13 protein-coding genes and 3 pseudogenes are annotated in these 17,771 nt (G+C 37.8%); 8 read left to right on the top strand and 8 right to left on the bottom strand.

Annotation, left to right across the window (positions count from 1 at the left end; genetic code table 11):
- Together IV36_RS08520 and IV36_RS08515 are read right to left on the bottom strand one after the other, a co-directional pair.
- The coding region (locus tag IV36_RS08520) for a hypothetical protein (RefSeq protein ID WP_056991703.1) at nucleotides 1–272 on the bottom strand (272 nt) is incomplete at its 3' end.
- 19 nt (nucleotides 273–291) lie between these two features.
- Nucleotides 292–501 (bottom strand): hypothetical protein, encoded by a 210-nt coding sequence (locus IV36_RS08515; protein WP_056991702.1) that lies wholly within the window; start codon nucleotides 499–501, stop codon nucleotides 292–294.
- A gap of 268 nt (nucleotides 502–769) precedes the next feature.
- Between IV36_RS08515 and mobQ the strand changes: the two genes are divergently transcribed.
- Entirely contained in the window at nucleotides 770–2,830 is a 2,061-nt protein-coding gene (mobQ, locus tag IV36_RS08510) for a MobQ family relaxase (RefSeq protein WP_056991701.1), read from the top strand.
- A 13-nt stretch (nucleotides 2,831–2,843) separates the two neighbouring features.
- Here mobQ and IV36_RS08505 read toward each other — a convergent pair whose 3' ends face one another.
- Nucleotides 2,844–3,701, bottom strand: a complete 858-nt coding sequence (locus IV36_RS08505; RefSeq protein ID WP_056991700.1) for a nucleotidyl transferase AbiEii/AbiGii toxin family protein — start codon at nucleotides 3,699–3,701, stop codon at nucleotides 2,844–2,846.
- On the bottom strand, nucleotides 3,698–4,291 hold the full coding sequence (locus tag IV36_RS08500) for a type IV toxin-antitoxin system AbiEi family antitoxin domain-containing protein (RefSeq protein ID WP_056991699.1): 594 nt from the start codon (nucleotides 4,289–4,291) through the stop codon (nucleotides 3,698–3,700). Before IV36_RS08500 ends, IV36_RS08505 begins: the two co-directional genes overlap by 4 nt.
- Nucleotides 4,292–4,647: 356 nt before the next feature.
- Here IV36_RS08500 and IV36_RS08495 point away from each other — a divergent pair.
- The 3 genes and pseudogenes from IV36_RS08495 to IV36_RS08485 all read left to right on the top strand — a co-directional run.
- Nucleotides 4,648–4,962: pseudogene (locus tag IV36_RS08495) on the top strand (topoisomerase C-terminal repeat-containing protein); the annotation flags it as partial.
- 120 nt (nucleotides 4,963–5,082) lie between these two features.
- Nucleotides 5,083–5,298, top strand: a complete 216-nt coding sequence (locus IV36_RS08490; RefSeq protein ID WP_056991697.1) for a hypothetical protein — start codon at nucleotides 5,083–5,085, stop codon at nucleotides 5,296–5,298.
- Between the two features lie 2 nt (nucleotides 5,299–5,300).
- Nucleotides 5,301–6,428 (top strand): ArdC-like ssDNA-binding domain-containing protein, encoded by a 1,128-nt coding sequence (locus IV36_RS08485; protein ID WP_056991696.1) that lies wholly within the window; start codon nucleotides 5,301–5,303, stop codon nucleotides 6,426–6,428.
- 155 nt (nucleotides 6,429–6,583) lie between these two features.
- On the opposite strand, the gene IV36_RS12550 is transcribed toward IV36_RS08485, so the two are convergent.
- The 4 genes from IV36_RS12550 to IV36_RS08465 form a co-directional block, all read right to left on the bottom strand.
- Entirely contained in the window at nucleotides 6,584–6,646 is a 63-nt protein-coding gene (locus tag IV36_RS12550; RefSeq protein WP_230083882.1) for a putative holin-like toxin, read from the bottom strand.
- 213 nt (nucleotides 6,647–6,859) lie between these two features.
- Nucleotides 6,860–8,056: a restriction endonuclease subunit S gene (locus IV36_RS08475; RefSeq protein ID WP_056991695.1), complete on the bottom strand. Its 1,197-nt coding sequence runs from the start codon at nucleotides 8,054–8,056 to the stop codon at nucleotides 6,860–6,862.
- Complete coding sequence (locus IV36_RS08470) at nucleotides 8,046–9,668, bottom strand: type I restriction-modification system subunit M (protein WP_056991694.1); 1,623 nt, start codon at nucleotides 9,666–9,668, stop codon at nucleotides 8,046–8,048. Before IV36_RS08470 ends, IV36_RS08475 begins: the two co-directional genes overlap by 11 nt.
- A 13-nt stretch (nucleotides 9,669–9,681) precedes the next feature.
- Complete coding sequence (locus IV36_RS08465) at nucleotides 9,682–12,849, bottom strand: type I restriction endonuclease subunit R (RefSeq protein WP_056991693.1); 3,168 nt, start codon at nucleotides 12,847–12,849, stop codon at nucleotides 9,682–9,684.
- Between the two features lie 339 nt (nucleotides 12,850–13,188).
- Between IV36_RS08465 and IV36_RS12600 the strand changes: the two are divergent.
- The 4 genes and pseudogenes from IV36_RS12600 to IV36_RS08445 all read left to right on the top strand — a co-directional run.
- Nucleotides 13,189–13,290 (top strand): annotated as a pseudogene (locus IV36_RS12600) (IS5/IS1182 family transposase); the annotation flags it as partial.
- Nucleotides 13,291–14,527: 1,237 nt separating this feature from the next.
- Nucleotides 14,528–15,124: a TIR domain-containing protein gene (locus IV36_RS08455; protein WP_187328440.1), complete on the top strand. Its 597-nt coding sequence runs from the start codon at nucleotides 14,528–14,530 to the stop codon at nucleotides 15,122–15,124.
- Between the two features lie 20 nt (nucleotides 15,125–15,144).
- Nucleotides 15,145–16,401 carry a tetratricopeptide repeat-containing protein gene (locus IV36_RS08450; RefSeq protein WP_056991691.1) on the top strand — a complete coding sequence of 419 codons (1,257 nt, stop codon included), beginning with the start codon at nucleotides 15,145–15,147 and terminating at the stop codon, nucleotides 16,399–16,401.
- Between the two features lie 174 nt (nucleotides 16,402–16,575).
- Nucleotides 16,576–17,596 (top strand): annotated as a pseudogene (locus IV36_RS08445) (IS30 family transposase).
- Nucleotides 17,597–17,771: the final 175 nt, after the last annotated feature.

Below are 17,771 nucleotides of genomic sequence, written 5' to 3'. Positions count from 1 at the left end.
TTAGGTTGATCGTTTTTTAATTTATCCGGTTTATGGGCGTTAACATAGTCAGCAAATATTTTTAAAAGTTCTTCGGTTTGTTCGACCGAGAGGTTATTAGCTTGAAAGTACCTTTCTAATAAAGCCCCTTTTTGAATTAATCGGCGAGAACGGGCTTTGCGGGCTTGCCGATTTTCATAGTATTTAGATTGCCGTAATTTAAAATCTTCCCGCTCAATTTTTTGTTTTAAACGCGCTTGCTGCTCAACTAATTTTTCATATTGATTAGGCATAGTCATTACCACCTAACTATTATCGGTTATTTTGAGCTTGATTTAAAAAGACGGCAACTTTTTTAGCAATCATTTTAATCTGTGGAGTGGTAAGTGTCCCATAATCCAAATTGGCTGATCTAATGATTTGCTTACCGAGGTTTTGTTCAATCTTATTTTTTTCAGCTTTAATCTTTTGATTAAGTTGTTTTAATTTAGCTTCTTGTTTTTCTAAGTTACTTTGAGACATAAAGATCCCTCCAATCGTATTAAAAATAATCACCGACACTATATCATAAGGGAAACGTTAAGTCAAAGTATAAAAGTTGAAATAGCGAAGCGGAAGGCATACACTATAAGTAAATTTATGGGAATCAGCAGGCCGAGTGAAACGAGGTCAATGCGCACTTACACGTCATCAGAAATGACGTTGTGCTAGAACCTAAAAACTTGTGTCAGAAGTCGCCTATAGCGACAACAAATTCAAAAACATAAAGCAAAGAAAGGTGGTGACTGATATGGCAATTTTTCATATGAGCTTTCAAAATATTAGTGCAGGTAAAATGAGAAGTGCAGTTGCAAGTGCTGCTTATCGTAGTGGCGATAAATTATTTGATGAAAAAGAAAATAGAAGCTATTTTTATGCTAGATCAGTCATGCCAGAAAGCTTTATTTTAACCCCTAAGAATGCACCCGAATGGGCTAATGATCGAGCAAAGCTGTGGAATGAAGTAGAAAAAAAAGACCGTAAATCTAATTCAAGATACGCTAAAGAGTTTAACGTGGCTTTACCAATTGAGTTAAGTGAAGATGAACAGAAAAAATTATTGACTAAATACGTGCAAGAAAACTTTGTTGATCAAGGTATGGTTGCAGATGTGGCTATTCATAGAGATAATCAAGATAATCCGCACGCCCATGTGATGCTAACTAATCGACCTTTTAACTCAGATGGTAGTTGGGGACAAAAGTCAAAAACGGAATATATTTTAGACAGTCATGGTAATAAAACAAAAACCGAAGCAGGTAATGTTAGAAATAGAAAAATTTGGCTAGTTGATTGGGATAAAAAAGAGAAAATTAATCAATGGCGGCATAGCTGGGCTGTTAGTGTGAATATGGTTTTAGAAGCCAAAAAACTACCAGATCGAATTAGTGAAAAATCTTACTTGGAACAAGGCATTAATGAAGTACCAACAAAACACATAGGAATTAATAGCAAGCGTCATGAACGAGCAAGCTTTAATCAACAAGTAAAAGAGAACAAAAAACTAAATGCACAGTACAATAATGTTAAAGAAAAACTAGGACGGAAAAGGCATTTGGATATGCTTAGCAAGCATTTTTCATTCAACGAAAAGAAACTAGTAAAAGAACTTAGTCATGAGCTAAAAACCTTTGTTAATTTGGAAACAATAGATGATAAACGCAGAATGCTTTTTAATTGGAAAAACAGTCTGTTAATCAAACATGCGGTTGGAGAAGATATAACTAAACAATTGTTAATGGTTGGCCAAGAAGAAAACTCATTAGAGAAGGCTGATCAGCTTTTGAATACTGTCACAGATCGAACGGTTAAAAAGCTTTATCCGGAAATTGACTTTGAAGCAACAACAATGGCTGAACGGCGTGAATTAATTAAAGAAACTAATAGTGAAGAAACAGTTTTTAAGGGCGCAGAATTAGTAGAAAGATTGGCAGCAATCCGGGAGGACTTGCTTACCCAACAGATTTTACTATTTACTAAACGGCCTTATGTTAGTTGGAAGTTCTTATTAAATAGTGAAGAAAACGAAAAAAACGTACTAGAGCAAGTTCTTAAAATCCAAGGCAATTCTTTGGAAGACTTAAGTCATGCAAAACGAGGTATTTTGGAAGAATACACACCAAAACAGAAACAATTAATTGCTAGAAAAATAAAAGAAATTCGAACAATTACTCAAATTAAACAAGTTGTTAAGACCCAATATCAAGCAATTTTACAGCGAGCTTTCCCACATGGTGAATTAGATCAGATTTCAATCACCAAACAAGAACAAGCTTACACAGCTGTTATGTATTACAGCCCGGGAGTTAAACCTTTTAACCAGCAAGACTTAAAACACTGGCAAACAGAGCCGCCGGTAATGTTTAACTCAACAGAACATCAACAAGGGTTAGCTTGCTTATCAGGTGAAATGGCAGTAGATCAGCTGGAAAATAGGCATTTACAGTTGGTTTTACGGCATGACGGAACCCGGCAGTTGTTTATTGGCGAGTGTCAAACTGATAAAACGGTTGAAAAGGGGAGAATAGCCCAAGCTCAGCAAAGAATAAACGAACAAAGGGAAAAAGAGGATCAATATCGTGGTCAACAGTTAAATAGTTATCAGCCAACTAACTATAAACCATTGAAACCAGAACAGTTTTTAGCAATTACATTTAGTGATGTAATAATACAGTTTTTATACGCAAAAAATGAAGAAATAGATAAGAGAAAGCAACAAAAGGGACTAAAAGAAACAGAATGGGAAATGACGAAGAAACAGCGACAACATCAGATTAGAAACCGACATGAAGGTGGGGGATTGCATATGTAACAAGATATGGTCATTATTCAAGTCCGGATTTTTTAATAAGGTCGATTGCTGCATTGCATGTAGATTCAAAAGCAATCCCGTGTGTGTATTCATTAGATCTTTGATAGGCGATCCATAATTTTTGAAGATTTGGGCTTACTTTAAGAGTTGTTAAGACTGAAATATAGGTACCTAATTGATTAGTTGTTTCCCGTTTTGCAGAAGTTGCTTGTATTGCTCTATTTAATATATCAAATCTTATTTCAGCTTTATTCTGATGATCAAGTAAATATAAATCGTAAAAATCTTTCAATCGTGTATTAGCATCAGCTCGACTAACAATTGTTTCTAGTTTTTCAGCAATGATAGTTTCAACTGTGTATGCCATGATTTGAATAGTTCGATCTTCAAGTAGCATGTTGTGTTTATATTGAATGGAACGTTCGGTGATTACATCACCAGTTGAAATATCAATCTTAACGTCAACTTGAGTGGTATAAACTTTTGCACAAATATGAATACGGTAACCGGAGTACTCGTCATCTTCCCTAATTTCACTGATTTTAACAATTGATAGTGTGATGATATCTCCCGGTAATTCAATATCACAAATTTCTTGAAACACACTTTTCATTTTATTTTCCGTAACCGGTAAACCAACAATTGAGGTGTCAATATCACGTGTTGCACGAGTATCGGTACCAATTAGTGACGCAATTAAGAAACCACCTTTTAGTACAAGATTATTTTTGTAACGCGAATTAGATATTCGATCAATTAGGTCATCCAAAACAATCTCTTGAAGCATGATCTGTGGTGTAATGTTTCTTTCCTTAGCCATCTTTCTGATTTTAGCCAAAAACTGTTTCTGATTAGTAAATTCAAGTTTCACAGTAGAACCTCCATATATGTTCTAATTTCTTTTTCAACTTTAAATATTTTTGCGTACGCCATTAACTGATGGAGATTCTTTTTTTTCTGATGAGCATAACTATTCATTGCTTGTTTAATTGTCTCAGCATCGGATCTGTCTCGAGTACGTAGAATGTCACACAAGGTGCGTTCAATATCATAAGCTTTAACCAAATGTCCACCAGGAGTTTTAATTGACGTTATGCCAATTTCATAAAGCTCCTTTTTTTGTCGATAAATCTTTAATGGCGCATCTGTTTTAGTACTATACGCGTATGGCAATGGAAAGTTCATTTCGTAAGTGCTAGGTGTCCGGTCAATCATTCCATAAAGAAATAATGCTGTGTCTTTGAAGAAAATACCCTTTGAAAGACTATACTGCAGCGCAGCAATATCGTCACCAAATTCAAGTGGATCAATATAAACACCTGGTGCTAATTTTTCTAGTTGGCCATGGGAATACATGTTGCGAAGGACTCTAGGCGAGATACCTATTGAATTAGCTGCTTTAGATGTAATTTGGCCACCATTCTTATTCAAGTATTCAATGATTTCATCTTGTTGATTCATTTATTTCACCTCAATATAAAATCCGTTATTTACTCAAATTATAACACATATTGAGTAAATAACGGATGATAAGTTTATCAAAGAAATCAAAGCAAAAAAAACTTTTAACCAGAATTGTTGCTTTTGCACACGGTGGGACACAATAGCTGGTAATGAGTGAATGTTAGTCTAATAAAACAGGTGAACAATATTGTGTTTAAAAATGGAGTAATTACCAACTAACAAATTATAGGCCATTGAATCCGGAAAAGATTCTCGCAACTTTGTTTAGTGATACCATAATACGAACCTTATATGTAAAAAATGAGGAAAAATCCAAAGAAAAACAGTGACGACATCAGATTAAAAGCCGACATGAAGGTGTGGGCGATTACATATGTAACAAAGTAATAGAACAAGCCCAATTAGGAACTTGCCCACTTTGCAAGCAAGGTAAAATTGTTGATAAAGGAAGCTTTTATGGTTGCACTAATTATAAGGGCGAAAAGCCTTGTAAATTTACTTTACCGAAAAAGTGGAGTGAAAAGGCAATTGGAAAAACAGCAATTAAAGCATTGATTACCAAAGGTTCAACCGCTAAATTAAAAGGCTTTAAAAGAAAAAAAACTGGTAAGAAGTTTGACGCAAAATTGAAGTTAACAAATGGAAAAATTAGTTTTGATTTTAATTAATTACGCCTACCGCCCTTCACGTTGTTTCGGTTGGTGAACCCGCTGTTTAGGTTCACTTTTACAGCTCCCAAAGTAAACCTAAACAGCGGGTGAGATTAGCAAATCAAAGGAGATCATAAAATGAACAATGAATTAGAAGTTTTAGCAAGTGAGTTACCTATTTTGGATAGCAAAGAAAATTTTAAATACATTGAAGAAGTTAGCGGTGACGGACGTTATCGACAAGTTGCCTGGCAAAAAGTAGCTAGCAATTATATAGCTTTATATGGTCAAGAAGAGCTAAAAGTAATCAATAACCAGTCGTTGGAAATTGATTTTCCGGAAGAGGAGGCTTAACAATGAAACCAACTAAGGCCGAAGCAGAAGCATGGCGGAAAAAGCTTATAGATGATGCTGAACAAAAAATTTTAGACTTAACAGATAGTGATAAATTCAAAGAATATTTAGATACTTTAGCAAAGTTTCACCGGTATAGCCAACGTAATATTGACCTTATCTATTCTCAAGATCCAAGTGCCAGCCAAGTTGCAGGCTTTAAAAAATGGCAGAATGATTTTAAACGATCAGTAAATAAAGGAGAAAAAGGGATCAGGATTGCGGCCCCTATTATTAAAAAACTAACTCCAGAGGATCAGAAAAGGCTTGATACGACCGAAGAAAAAGCCATAGTTGGTTATCGCTATCTACCCGTCTTTGATGTGGCACAAACTAGCGGTGAACCAGTGTTAAGTGCTAAAGACTTTGTCAAAGAAAATTTGGCCGATCATCAAAATGTGACAAGCTTATATAACGCGTTCAAAGATTATTTAAACCAGCAAACCGACCTTAAAGTCAGTGAAGTGCCCTTAGCGAATTTAAACGGAGCTAAAGGGTACTTTCAACCCAGCACTAATAAAATCGTAATTGGTGGCGATGAGCCCGACAATGCTTTGAAACTAAAGACGTTATATCACGAATATGCGCATAGTCAGTTACATGGGTTAAAATCAGCCTTTAAAGATCGGCCACGAGCCTATCAGGAAACCCAGGCCGAAGCGGTTGCATATGTTGCCATGCAAAATATTGGGGTTGATACGGGCAATTACTCCCTCGGTTATGTAGCTACCTGGGCCAAAGATAAAGCTGTGATCCATAGTGCTTTAAGTGAGATCCAGCAAGTGAGCAACAAAGTGATTGAGCTTAGCGACGGGTTAACCAAACAATTAGGCTTACAAGAAGCCCAAAAAGAGCCTGAGCATGATCTAAAAAAGTTATCAGCCCATGATCTTAATAAGTCCTACCAAAGCTTGCAGCAACAAGTTCAGCAAGCAAGGAACCCACAACAAAAATCAGAACTAAAAAATAAACTAAATGATATACACCATGAAATCAGTAATCGAACACAAAAACAGCTACAAGCATTTGCTGAAGAAAATCCAGAAATTAAACAACCAGATTCTGAACCCGATCAAAGCCTAAAACGTTAGCCAGTTTTTAAGGGACATGCTATAATGTAATAAGAAAGGGAAGCCCTGCGCTAACAAGACTTCCCATGCAAGCCGCTTCAAAGGCGGTGGCATTAGTTAAAAAATGATAGTTGAGTCACCCTGTAACCTAGCCAAAGTTACGCAGGGCGGCTTTTTTATTTGTTCCTTTTGTCGATGTATGTTAGCAACGCTAAAATAAACATTGCAAACAGCAACATCAACGAGAGTGTCTGGAAGACGCTCATTGACTGTGAAACCTTCCTGAAGATTATTCCATGTTCCCATGGGCCTCACCTCGCAAGGGAAAAGACAGCCACCGCCCTTAAAACTTCCTGCGTAATCCATTATACAGGTGAATTAAGTGTTGACCAAGCACAATAAAAATTAAGTCATGGGGTTTCATAGGATCCTAAATTTGATCAAATTAAGAATCAACAAAACATCTTTTGTAGATACCCTTTCTTTAGTTCCTGGAGTTTTTCAAGCTTACGCTGATGAAGGGTGATAGTGTTGTCGAGTTGTTTGAAGAATGAACCAATTTGTTTTTGCTCATCAATATTAGGAATAGAAACAATTTTACTTTCCATATCTCCCTTGGTTACATGAATCATTGTTGAACCATTTGTACTGGATAACAATCTTGCTTTATCCGCTTCTAAAAGTTGCAATGTAAAATTCCTATCAAGAAATTTAGAAAGCTCGACTTTCCAGATGTGATAATGGTAAATAACTTTTTCGCCGCTCCAAATATGTGGGCCAAATGTCGCTGACCAAGTATAAACTAGATCACCTTTATCAACATAATATTTATCACCAAGCTCCATATTAGAGTAGTACCAAGAATCATTGGTATAAAAATTGCCGACGCGAAGCACTTTATATTTACCTGAATCCAGTAATTCATCTTGCTTATATGCTCGTCCGTTTAGAAATGTTGCAACTTCACCCAACTTACGTTGTTCCCAAGCGTCAGCAAACCCTGCAAATCTTAATTGCGGGAACTTGCTACCATTTTTGGGGAACATTTTTTGCAAATAGCCCTGTTTAAGTTCCTTAAGCTTAGTTAACTTACGCTGGTTGACTGCGATGAGGTTGTCAAGGTAGGCGAAGAAAGTACCAATTTTACGCTGCTCATCATCATTGGGAACGCGTAACACAAAATCCCGAACTAAATTAAGACCTAAGAATTTTTGTGTTCCACCCGCATTTTCGCGCTTAACATATCTATCGAACACCGGCGATTTTAATAGCTGGAGCAAATAACAATTTGATATTTTGCCCCCACCCTTAATCAAGGCAACGTTCTTAATCGCAAAGGAGTCGGATTCAACCAAAACAGGATGCCCAATAGTGCCAATCATTCCAAAAAGAATATCACCGACATCTACCTTTGAACGTTTATTGAACGCGGCAAAATCTTCATCTGAGATGTACGAAACGTCAGATAAATCCAATCCCTGGTCTGACAAGTTCTTAGATGTAACAAAAGGGTGTCCATTCACGACATACTTTGGTGAATCATGTGTTCCATCTCGGACGTCGTTAAGCTCCCCCAGCTTACGCTGTTCCCAAGGATCAGTGAAACCTTTAAATCTTAATTGCGGATATTTAGTTTGGTTATCCTTCATTGTGGGCCTCCGGTTTTGACTGGTCATTTACCTGGGTGACCACTAACTGGCTAGCCAATTCATTAAAAGCTTGTTCATGATGACTGATTGCCTCGTCCAGTTGCTTTAGATCAGCTTTAACTTGGTCCAAATCAATCTCGGGTTCCGGTTCAAACGTATCAACGTAGCGCGGAATGTTTAAATTATAATCATTTTCCTTGATTTCCGCCGGTGAGGCCACATGAGCATATTTATCAACATCTTGCCGGTTTTGATAAGTGGTCACAATTTTTTGAATATTCGCTGCCGTTAGCTTATTTTGATTCTTGTCCTTTTCAAATTCCCGGGACGCATCAATAAACAAGACGTCGTCAGTGGTTTTGTGTTTCTTTAAAATCATGATTAACGTTGGAATACCAGTGGAATGAAAAATATTAGCGGGTAGCCCAATAATGGCATCAATCCGGTTATCTAACAGGAGCTTTTGGCGAATCTTGCCTTCTTTAGCACCCCGAAATAATACGCCATGGGGTAAGACAATGCCCATAGTCCCGTGTTCCTGCAAATGATAAAAGCCGTGTAGCAGAAAGGCAAAGTCGGCTTTAGATTTAGGTGGTAAGACGCCATAGTCGCGGAAACGGGGATCAGACAAGCGTTTATCACTGTTATCCCAGTGTGCCGAGTAGGGCGGGTTCATGACGACCGCATCAAATAAGTAAGGTTCGTCAACCGGCCAATCTTTACTTAACGTGTCGCCATTGCGTAAGTGCATATCGTCATACGAGACCCCATGTAACATTAAATTCATTCGGGCCAGGTTATAGGTCGTGGTGTTCAATTCTTGGCCATGATAACTCACAAAACTGGGATCTTGCACATGTTGTCCCACATTCAACAGCAGCGAACCAGAACCAACTGCTGGATCATAGATAGTCCGCACTTGGTTATCACCTGCATTACGTTGATAAGTCACAATCTGAGCAATAATGTCGGACACCTGCCGTGGAGTATAAAATTCACCCGCCTTCTTACCAGAATCACTGGCAAATTGCGCGATTAAGTATTCATAGGCGTCACCTAGGACGTCGCCTTGATGATGGATAAGATCAATCGCATTTAAAGCTAACATGGTATCACTGATAGTTTGATTCCGTTGTTGTAAAGAACTGCCTAATTTATTACTACTTAAATCCACATCGGCAAACAAACCCGAAAAGTCTTGCGCTGAAGATAGATTTTGTGTCGACTGTTCCAGATCATGAAGTGCTTGAGATAAATCGTCTAACGCAAAAGTATGGGCTTGAATCTTGCCAATCAGGGTGGTGTACAACGCTTGTGGTTGAATTAAATAGCCGAGCGTGTTTTGCAAATACTCCACTAAACTGGGCTGCACCGAGACGCCTTCCAATTCAAACTGAGGATCCATATACTGAGCATATTTCCGGGTGACATTTTCGGTTTCGCCTGCCCAATCACTAAAGGTCGTTAAGGTTTTCTCAGATAGAAACCGATAAAAAATTAACCCCAATAAATAATTTTTATATTCAGAAGCGTCCATTTTCCCGCGTAAGACATCGGCCGCATTCCATAGGGCGCTTTCAAGTTGACTAGCTTGAGTTGTTTTTTCTGACATTGTTTAACCTCACTTATTTTTGTAGATAAATTGCTAAATCGTGTTCAATAAACTGCCGCCAAGCGGCCTGGGACTTAATCCGGTATAGTGGTAAAATAGCTGGAATCTTCGGCCCAGCGGCAGTTTGAGCTTGTAAGGCCGCTGCTAAATTCGCTGACTGCGTTAATTCTTGTTCATGATGCCATTCATCGGTACCCACTGTGTGTTCACGCGCCACCCGCAATAGGGCTGTTTGATCTAAGCCCCACGTGTGGGCGAATACTGACGTTTTTTTGACCAATTGTCTCTGGGCATAATCAGCCACCAACTCCCGAGCATTCAACGCTACTGGCTCTTTATTTTGGTCACTCTGTTGCTGCGACTGTTGCATTTGTTGCTCAATATAAGGCATGGCTTCGCGAATTAACTGGGCCTGTTGCGGTTGCGTTTCCGCTAATTTATTCAAACTAGCCTGTACTTTGGCACTATTTTGCAGATAATCCGTCATATGCGCTTGGGCTTGATCAGGTGTCGTGTACTGTTGCTGTTCATCAATCCAATCTTGAATTAATTGCGTCAAATAATCATAATCCACCAAGACGACTGAACCAACGGCTAGGGAAAAGTCTAAGGCAGCTAATTCTTCGGGGACTTTCTCAGGCTCTTGGTTAGTAACCGCCGCTTTAATCCGCAGATATTTACCCGTATAGGATTCTACTTCGGGCTGAGCGATACCAAAGGCCTTTTCACTGTTTTCCCAAGTGAAATCGTTGTACATCGATAAGGAATTCAATTGCTGATTCACTTGGCGAAAGGCTTTCACAAACTGTACCTTGGCAGTGGTTCCTTTCAGGTCATCGGCCGCCGTCGGCGTTTGAGCAATGGCTTTTAAATCCACCACAGCCTTTTGAAATTTTAAGACGGCCTGCTGATAAGTCGGACGAATGATGACATTAAAAGAGCCTTCGCCACTATATAACTTGTAAGCTTCACGTTCATTCGCTTCCATGATTGCCGGTACCCGAAAGGTCACAATTTGGCCTTCTTGTTTTAATTCCCGGTTTTGGAGCCGGTTGGTGCGTGAGTAGGCTTGAATGAGTTCTTGATAAGCTAAGGTGCGGTCAACAAAGAGCGTGTTTAGCCGAGGGGCATCAAAGCCTGTTAATAAACGGCGGACGACAATCACTAAATTTATTTCTTGATCCGTTTGTAAATGAGCAAAGACCGCCTCACGCCGGGCGGCCCGTTTCGCGACATCTTCGTTGTAGAGATTCAAATCAGTTAAATCAAAATTAGTGTGATACTGCCGATTATAATCTTTTAAAATGGTGGCCATTTGGTCATGTTTTTGCGCACTCTGATCTTCGTTTTCACTTAATGAATAAGTAATCGCAATCCGGGGCCAATCAGGATCTAGCTGATTGTGAGTAGTCTTTTTCGCGGCTTTAAAGGCTTGATAATAGCGTTGCGCCATTTCAATGGAGCTGGTGGTTAAAATCGCATTGTAGTTGCCATGCCCCAAGCTGGTTTTACGTGGGCCTTTTTGTAAAATATATTGAACAACTTGTTGGATATGTTCATCAGTCTCAAAGTCAGCCGGAGTTAAATACGTTTCTTCCAAGTCCTTCACTGACATCGCTTGAATCTTGGCTTGAATTTTCGCTTCATCAGCTGTACTCAGCAGGCGGCCTTGCTTATCGCGACGTGCTTTGACGCGCTGGTTTTCTTTCTCGAGGGCCCGGGTTATTAACGTATCTTTGCCAATTGTTGTTACATGTTCGACGTTAAACGGTAACACGGCTTGGTCCTCTAAGGCGTCTCGCAAGTTATAAACATGACAGACTTTACCAAATAGCTCCTCCGTCGTAACTGCTAGATCACCTTTGAGCTGTTTCTTATTTTCATTAAAAATGGGGGTGCCAGTGTAACCATACCAGTTACTATTGATAAACGCTGCTCGAATTTCCTTTTGCATCTTACCAAATTGCGACCGGTGGGCTTCATCAACAAAGAAGATCACCCGTTGCTTTAAAGTTTTACTAAAGCGGGATTGCTTACCGGTTGCCAGCTGGGCTTGCGTTTTTTTGACCGCCCGATGAAGTTTTTGAATCGAGGTGACCAAGACCTTACCGTCATTTTGTTGCAATTTACGCATTAAATCACCGGTGTTTTGGGCTTCGTTAATGGCAATATCATCATTGGCGGCATAGGCACTAAAGTTGCTAGTTGTCTGTTCGTCTAAATCCCGCCGGTCAACTAAGAAGATGACCTTATCGACACCGGGATCTTGCGCCGCTAATTTAGCGGTTTTATATGAGGTGAGTGTTTTACCAGAACCCGTGGTATGCCAAACAAAGCCATCTTGATGGTCATGAATCCGGTGTATCACGGCTTCAATCGCATAAATCTGATAAGGCCGTAAGAGAATTAAGCTCTGACGTTCTTGGTCGATGACCGTATATTCACTGACCATTTTGTGGGCCATGGGAATATTAAGGACTTGGCGCGTAAACGCTAAGCCGTTTTCCACGGGGTGATTATCCCGCGTTCGCCAATTGAACAAAAAGGCTTTATTGAAATGATCCGGTTCGGCATTCGCAAAATACGCCGTACTATCCGGCGTCATAATCACAAACATTTGCAACAGCGAGTAAATCCCCGTATATTTACCTTCCTGCGCGTATTTTTCAATTTGATTAAAAGCCTGGTTAAGTTCGACCGTGGCTTTTTTTAGTTCCAATTGAATTAAGGGTAACCCATTAATCAATAGGGTTACGTCAAACCGGCGATCAGGATTGACATCTTGAGTACCAGCTAACCGTGGTCGTACTGCTTGTCGGACCACTTCATAACTAGATTTACCACCAGCGACGTCCGCTTTCCAAAATAACTCGAGTGTCACCGTGCCCAGCTTAGCATCATCACGTTCAACTTCAACTTTACCAATGCCGTTTTCGGCGGCTAGTAACTTAGCTGCTTCGTAAGGTGTCCGGACCTCAATCGCCCGTTTAACCTGATTAAATTCGGTATCAGTTAAAGGGTGTCCCTGCAATTTAGCATAGTTATTGTTATTTAATTTATCGCGAAAATTAGCCCATAATTGATCCGGCGTCGCACCATACAGGCCTTTGCGTTCCACCCATTGATTGCTTCCAGTCGTTAAGGTTTTAACAACTTCTTTTTCAAATGACAGTTCCAACATAAAAACATTCCTTCCCCCACCTTTAAATTACTCACTAGTTTATTATACGCGAACAGATTGGCAAATAGGTTTCATAATTTAATATAGCCAGGATACAATAAAGCTAAAACAGAGAAACAGCTAAAAATATAAGAAACTAATATTGGACTATCTATTAAATTCGAAAGAGCTGTTTCAATAAGGTTATTATGATCCTCATAACACAAATTCAAAAATACATTTTGTGATATTATTGTTAATATAGGATTAGTATGACTGGCGTTAAAGTGAGCATTGTGAAGTAAAGTGAGTTAAAACATGGACAGATGCCTCACAACGTTAGGTAGTCGAACGATTCTTAGTTGGTTAGAGAACTGTCGGCAACTTTTGGGGAATTTTGAGCATCCATTAACCATTAGTCTGCAAATGGTCGTTTTGGCGTTCCTAGCACTGTTATTAAAAATAATTTTAGAATACAAGAGGACAATTACGATGACAATACATGCTTGGAAAATAAAGGGAAAAGGTGGGAGTGATCATGATATAAAATCATATGAATTTTTTATTAAAAACCATTGTGTCTCATGTGGATGGTCATTTCCAAATGTTCCTGGGAGAGAGAAAATTAACACTTTTGAAGACTATAAGGAATTTTGGAATAAACAAATAAAAGGGCACCATTGGAATTATAAATGGGGCTATCAAAGCGTACATCAGTTGTTTGAAAATGTCAGAAAGGGGGATTTTATTTGGGTCAGATGCAATGGTATATATTATGTCGCTGAGATACCTGATAAACCTAAAGATTTATTTCATTTTGATGTTGGAGAAATAGCTTCAAACTTTGACTGTTCAGCTATGTTAACTGATATTAATTGGATGCCAGTCGGAAAAGAAGATGCTGTTCCAGGTTCTGTATCGACGTATACACACAATAGGAGAGCAATTACAAAAGTTGATAATCATGAGACACCCTTAGAAAATTCCCAATATACTGCAACAAGTTATTATTCAGCAATACTCCTAAACAAGACTGATCTTTTGCCTCCTAAAATGATTCATACAAGAAGTTCTCTATTTAATTTAATTGGTTATGCAGCTGCTGAAGATTTAGTTGCTTTATGGTTATATGATCAATTTAATTATGTGGTGATACCTTCAACCAACAAAACTGGTACACAGAGATACGAATTTGTATTAGTTGATGCCTCAAAAAAACAAGGTACCTATAAAAACAGAAGAATTTATATTCAAGTAAAAAATGGAACTACTTCTCTTAAATCTAATGATTATACATCATTGCTCTCTAATAAGAATGAAGAATTATGGCTTGTAACAACTGCGGGAAGTATTGATAGTGATAAAAGCAAAAAAATTGTACAATACTATCTTGATGATTTCCGAAATTTGATAGAGAAAAATTATAGTATAAATAAATTACTTGATTTTGCATTTGATCCACACAATACAAACATTCTCCCAGCCTCCATCTCACAGTTTGTTAAGTACTTTAAACAATAAAACAGTAGTGGCAGATTGCAAATTTAATATAACAGCAGTTCTTTGTTCGTCATCGAAAGAAAATCCAATGTACAATAATTTAGTGGCACTTCTAACTTTAACCGATTCGATAATTACTAAAATAAGCTCAAAAGTAAGATTATAAATTATTTAGAAATAAAGTTCCGGAGGTGGCTATATGGTGAAGCACAAATGTTTCATATCATTCAAGGTTGAAGATAAAGCATATAAAGAAAAAATACAAAGAAATGAAAGCATTGAAATGATTGACAAATCATTAAATGAACCTATCAATTCTGATGATCCAGATTATGTTATGCAAAAAATAAGAAATGATAATTTAAAAGATTCAAGTGTTACTATTTTTTTGATTGGTAATTTTAGTGCAGAAACATTGGGTGAAAAAGAACAATACTATATAAAAAAAGAACTTCAGGCATCACTTTATCATTCTCTTAATTATGGTCGTAATGGAATATTGGGAATAGTTCTTCCAAGTATGTATAGCCAAATATATAAAGGGCAATACACCTGTTCAATATGTGGGAACATTCATAATTATATTTGCATTAATGATAACACTACTATTAAAGAATTTAGTGCCAACTATTACATTCAAAAGGACCATACATCATGTGCATGGTCCGAAGATCAAAGATATTGTGTACTAGCTAAATGGAACGACTTTATTTTGGATCCTAACAGTTTTATAAATGCGGCATGGGAAAAACGTAATGAAGATATTGTAAAAAGAATAACAGTTTACCCTAAATAGTAAAAGTAGAGGAAAACGAAATGACATATCATTGTTTTACAATCATGGGATACGGAGAAAAAACCGATTATACATTAAGCAAAAAAATAAATTTGGATAAGATATACACTAAATTAATTAAGCCAACTTTATCCAGCTTTAATAATATAGATAACCTTCGAGGAGACGAAATATCAAGTTCTGAAATTATTGATACTGATATGTTTGAACTACTGTTAAGTGCCGACATTGTTATCGCTGACATAACTACTCTTAATCCTAATGCAATATATGAACTAGGTATACGTCATGCGTTAAAACCTTATTCAACAATAATCCTTAGTTTGGAACAGGATACTTTACCTTTTGATTTTAATCACAATCGAATTTTCAGATACACATTAGAAGATATAAATGACGACAGCAGATTAAGATCAAAAATAGAGAGATTACATGAGTTGGTAAAAAACACTGTTAATAATTTAGACAATAGGAGAGAAACCTGTGATAGTCCATTTTATGAATATGTAAAAGGTGTAAGCGCACCAACTATTCCTGCCAATAAAATAAGTGAAATACGCTCTAAGCACTATGATTCTGAAACAATTAAAAGTTTGAGGGATAAAGCAGATCAGTTAACAAAAGAAAATAAATACCAAGAAGCAGCTGCTACCTATGAAAAATTATCCCAAAACAATCGTAATAATCCCTATTATATACAACAACAGGCTCTACTTTTGAGTAAAGTTATAGGCCATGATCATGAAAAAAAGCTGAGGGAGGCTGAGAAAATAATCAAAACCTTGAATCCATTTAACTCTCTTGACTGTGAAACTACGGGAATTTATGGTGGAATTGAAAAGCGATTGTTTTCTATAACTAAAAGTAAAATCAACCTGGATAATGCAATAAAGTCATATACTAGGGGATTTATATTAGACCACGATTATTATAATGGCGAAAATGTAATAAATTGTCTCATCTACAAACTTTTGGATTCAAACGATAACGAAGAATTAGTTTATTTAAAGTATAGGATCAATAATTTAAATAAAGAGGTTCTTAAACTTGCGTTACAAGAAAAAGACAAACAGACTGCGGAAAATTCCGATTGCGTTTACTGGATATTTGCAACAATCTCACTTTCCTATTTGTTAATGGATAATAATATGGGTTATCAAGATTATAAGAATGAATTTGAAAGTCAGGCTGTTTACGATAGAGAAAAGAAATCTTTTAAAGAAACTGAAGATCTTCGGAAAAAAGCCCTAGAGAAACTTATGTTAATCACTATTTAAAATGGTTAATTTGAATTGTAAGTGTAAATCAAAATAATTTTAAATAAAGAATTCTCCTCGATTTAAAATTGAAGTACAACACCTGCTCTACTAGACCAGTTCTTTATTCAGACTAGTCAAAATGGCCATGAAGACCTATTTTTAATTCACCACAAACAAGAAAGAGGTATCTTCATGACCCGAATTAAGAATATCATATCTAATCAGTATCACCAACTCAATTTAGCTGAACGTGGTCGAATTGAAACCCTAAGGGGCTTAGATTGGTCCATCCGCCGGATTGCCAAGGCTCTTCATCGTAATCCCAGTACGATTTCGCGTGAATTAAGACGGGGGACAACAACACAGATTAACGCTAATACTCATATCTTCGAACAGTCATATCTGGCGGAAACTGGCGAAGCAGTTTATCGTAAGCACCGGCTAAACAGCTGTTATCGTGGACTCTTTGATCACTGTCAAACCTTCTGTAATGCTTTGGTTACAGCTTTAAAAGCTCGCCCCAGAATGCATAGTGTGGATACTTTTGTTCACCAATTCAAGACTAATTACCCAGGAGTTGTCTGTCCCTCAACGCCGACGGCGTATCGATACATTGATGACCAGCGTTTAGCTATCCGTAATTCAGACCTACCAGCTAAACTCCGTCGCCGAGTCAAACGTCCCGGAACAAAACATCACCGAATCAATAAGAAGAATTTGGGCCATTTAATTGAAGAGCGTCCCACTGTGGTTCAAGCGCGTCAAGAGCTTGGACACTGGGAAGGTGACTTGGTCAAAGGTAAACGAGTTGAATCAGAGCCGGCATTAATGACTTTGACTGAACGTGTTAGTCGTTTAGAAATCATCGTTAAACTTCCCAATTATCATGCCGACACTTGCTTGAAAGCCTTCCAGAAAAACTTATATGACTATGGAACTGAATACTTTAAAATCATTACTTCTGATAACGGTGCTGAGTTCTAAAGTTTGTGTCAAGTCGATGGAATTGAAATCTACTTTGCCCGTCCTTATTCACCATGAAAACGTGGAATCCAAGAGAACACTAATGGCCCTTTGCGCGAATTCTTCCCGAAGGGCAGATCCTTGGCTTCAGCCTCACTCATTGACACTCAGCTGGCTCAAGATACCTTACCGGCTACGGCGGTCATTGAACTATCGCTGCCCAGCCAATCTAATGCCTGAAATAGCTTAACAACTAGACCACTTCTAAGAATAGATTCTTAGTGTTGCACTTGATTTGACAATTGAGGAGAAGAATAAGAACCCCTTAAACTAAACGGCCACTAGGGTATACCCTATTGGCCTTTTTTATTTCTGTGCTATACTAGGAATTACAAGTGTTCATTAGAACTGTCCAAAAGGAGAGC

The sequence above is a fragment of the Liquorilactobacillus mali genome (assembly GCF_001437155.1).
GTDB lineage: Bacteria > Bacillota > Bacilli > Lactobacillales > Lactobacillaceae > Liquorilactobacillus > Liquorilactobacillus mali_A.
The sequence above is the reverse complement of the archived record's forward strand: the minus strand, read 5'-3'. Positions and strand labels throughout refer to the sequence as shown.

What these genes read in the sequence shown, in the direction of transcription:
- IV36_RS08455 (WP_187328440.1), top strand. Translation starts at nt 14,528, where the DNA reads ATGGTGAAGCACAAATGTTTCATATCATTCAAGGTTGAAGATAAAGCA.
- IV36_RS08485 (WP_056991696.1), top strand. Translation starts at nt 5,301, where the DNA reads ATGAAACCAACTAAGGCCGAAGCAGAAGCATGGCGGAAAAAGCTTATA.
- IV36_RS08490 (WP_056991697.1), top strand. Translation starts at nt 5,083, where the DNA reads ATGAACAATGAATTAGAAGTTTTAGCAAGTGAGTTACCTATTTTGGAT.
- IV36_RS08515 (WP_056991702.1), bottom strand. Translation starts at nt 501, where the DNA reads ATGTCTCAAAGTAACTTAGAAAAACAAGAAGCTAAATTAAAACAACTT.
- IV36_RS08450 (WP_056991691.1), top strand. Translation starts at nt 15,145, where the DNA reads ATGACATATCATTGTTTTACAATCATGGGATACGGAGAAAAAACCGAT.
- mobQ (WP_056991701.1), top strand. Translation starts at nt 770, where the DNA reads ATGGCAATTTTTCATATGAGCTTTCAAAATATTAGTGCAGGTAAAATG.
- IV36_RS08475 (WP_056991695.1), bottom strand. Translation starts at nt 8,056, where the DNA reads ATGAAGGATAACCAAACTAAATATCCGCAATTAAGATTTAAAGGTTTC.
- IV36_RS08470 (WP_056991694.1), bottom strand. Translation starts at nt 9,668, where the DNA reads ATGTCAGAAAAAACAACTCAAGCTAGTCAACTTGAAAGCGCCCTATGG.
- IV36_RS08465 (WP_056991693.1), bottom strand. Translation starts at nt 12,849, where the DNA reads ATGTTGGAACTGTCATTTGAAAAAGAAGTTGTTAAAACCTTAACGACT.
- IV36_RS08500 (WP_056991699.1), bottom strand. Translation starts at nt 4,291, where the DNA reads ATGAATCAACAAGATGAAATCATTGAATACTTGAATAAGAATGGTGGC.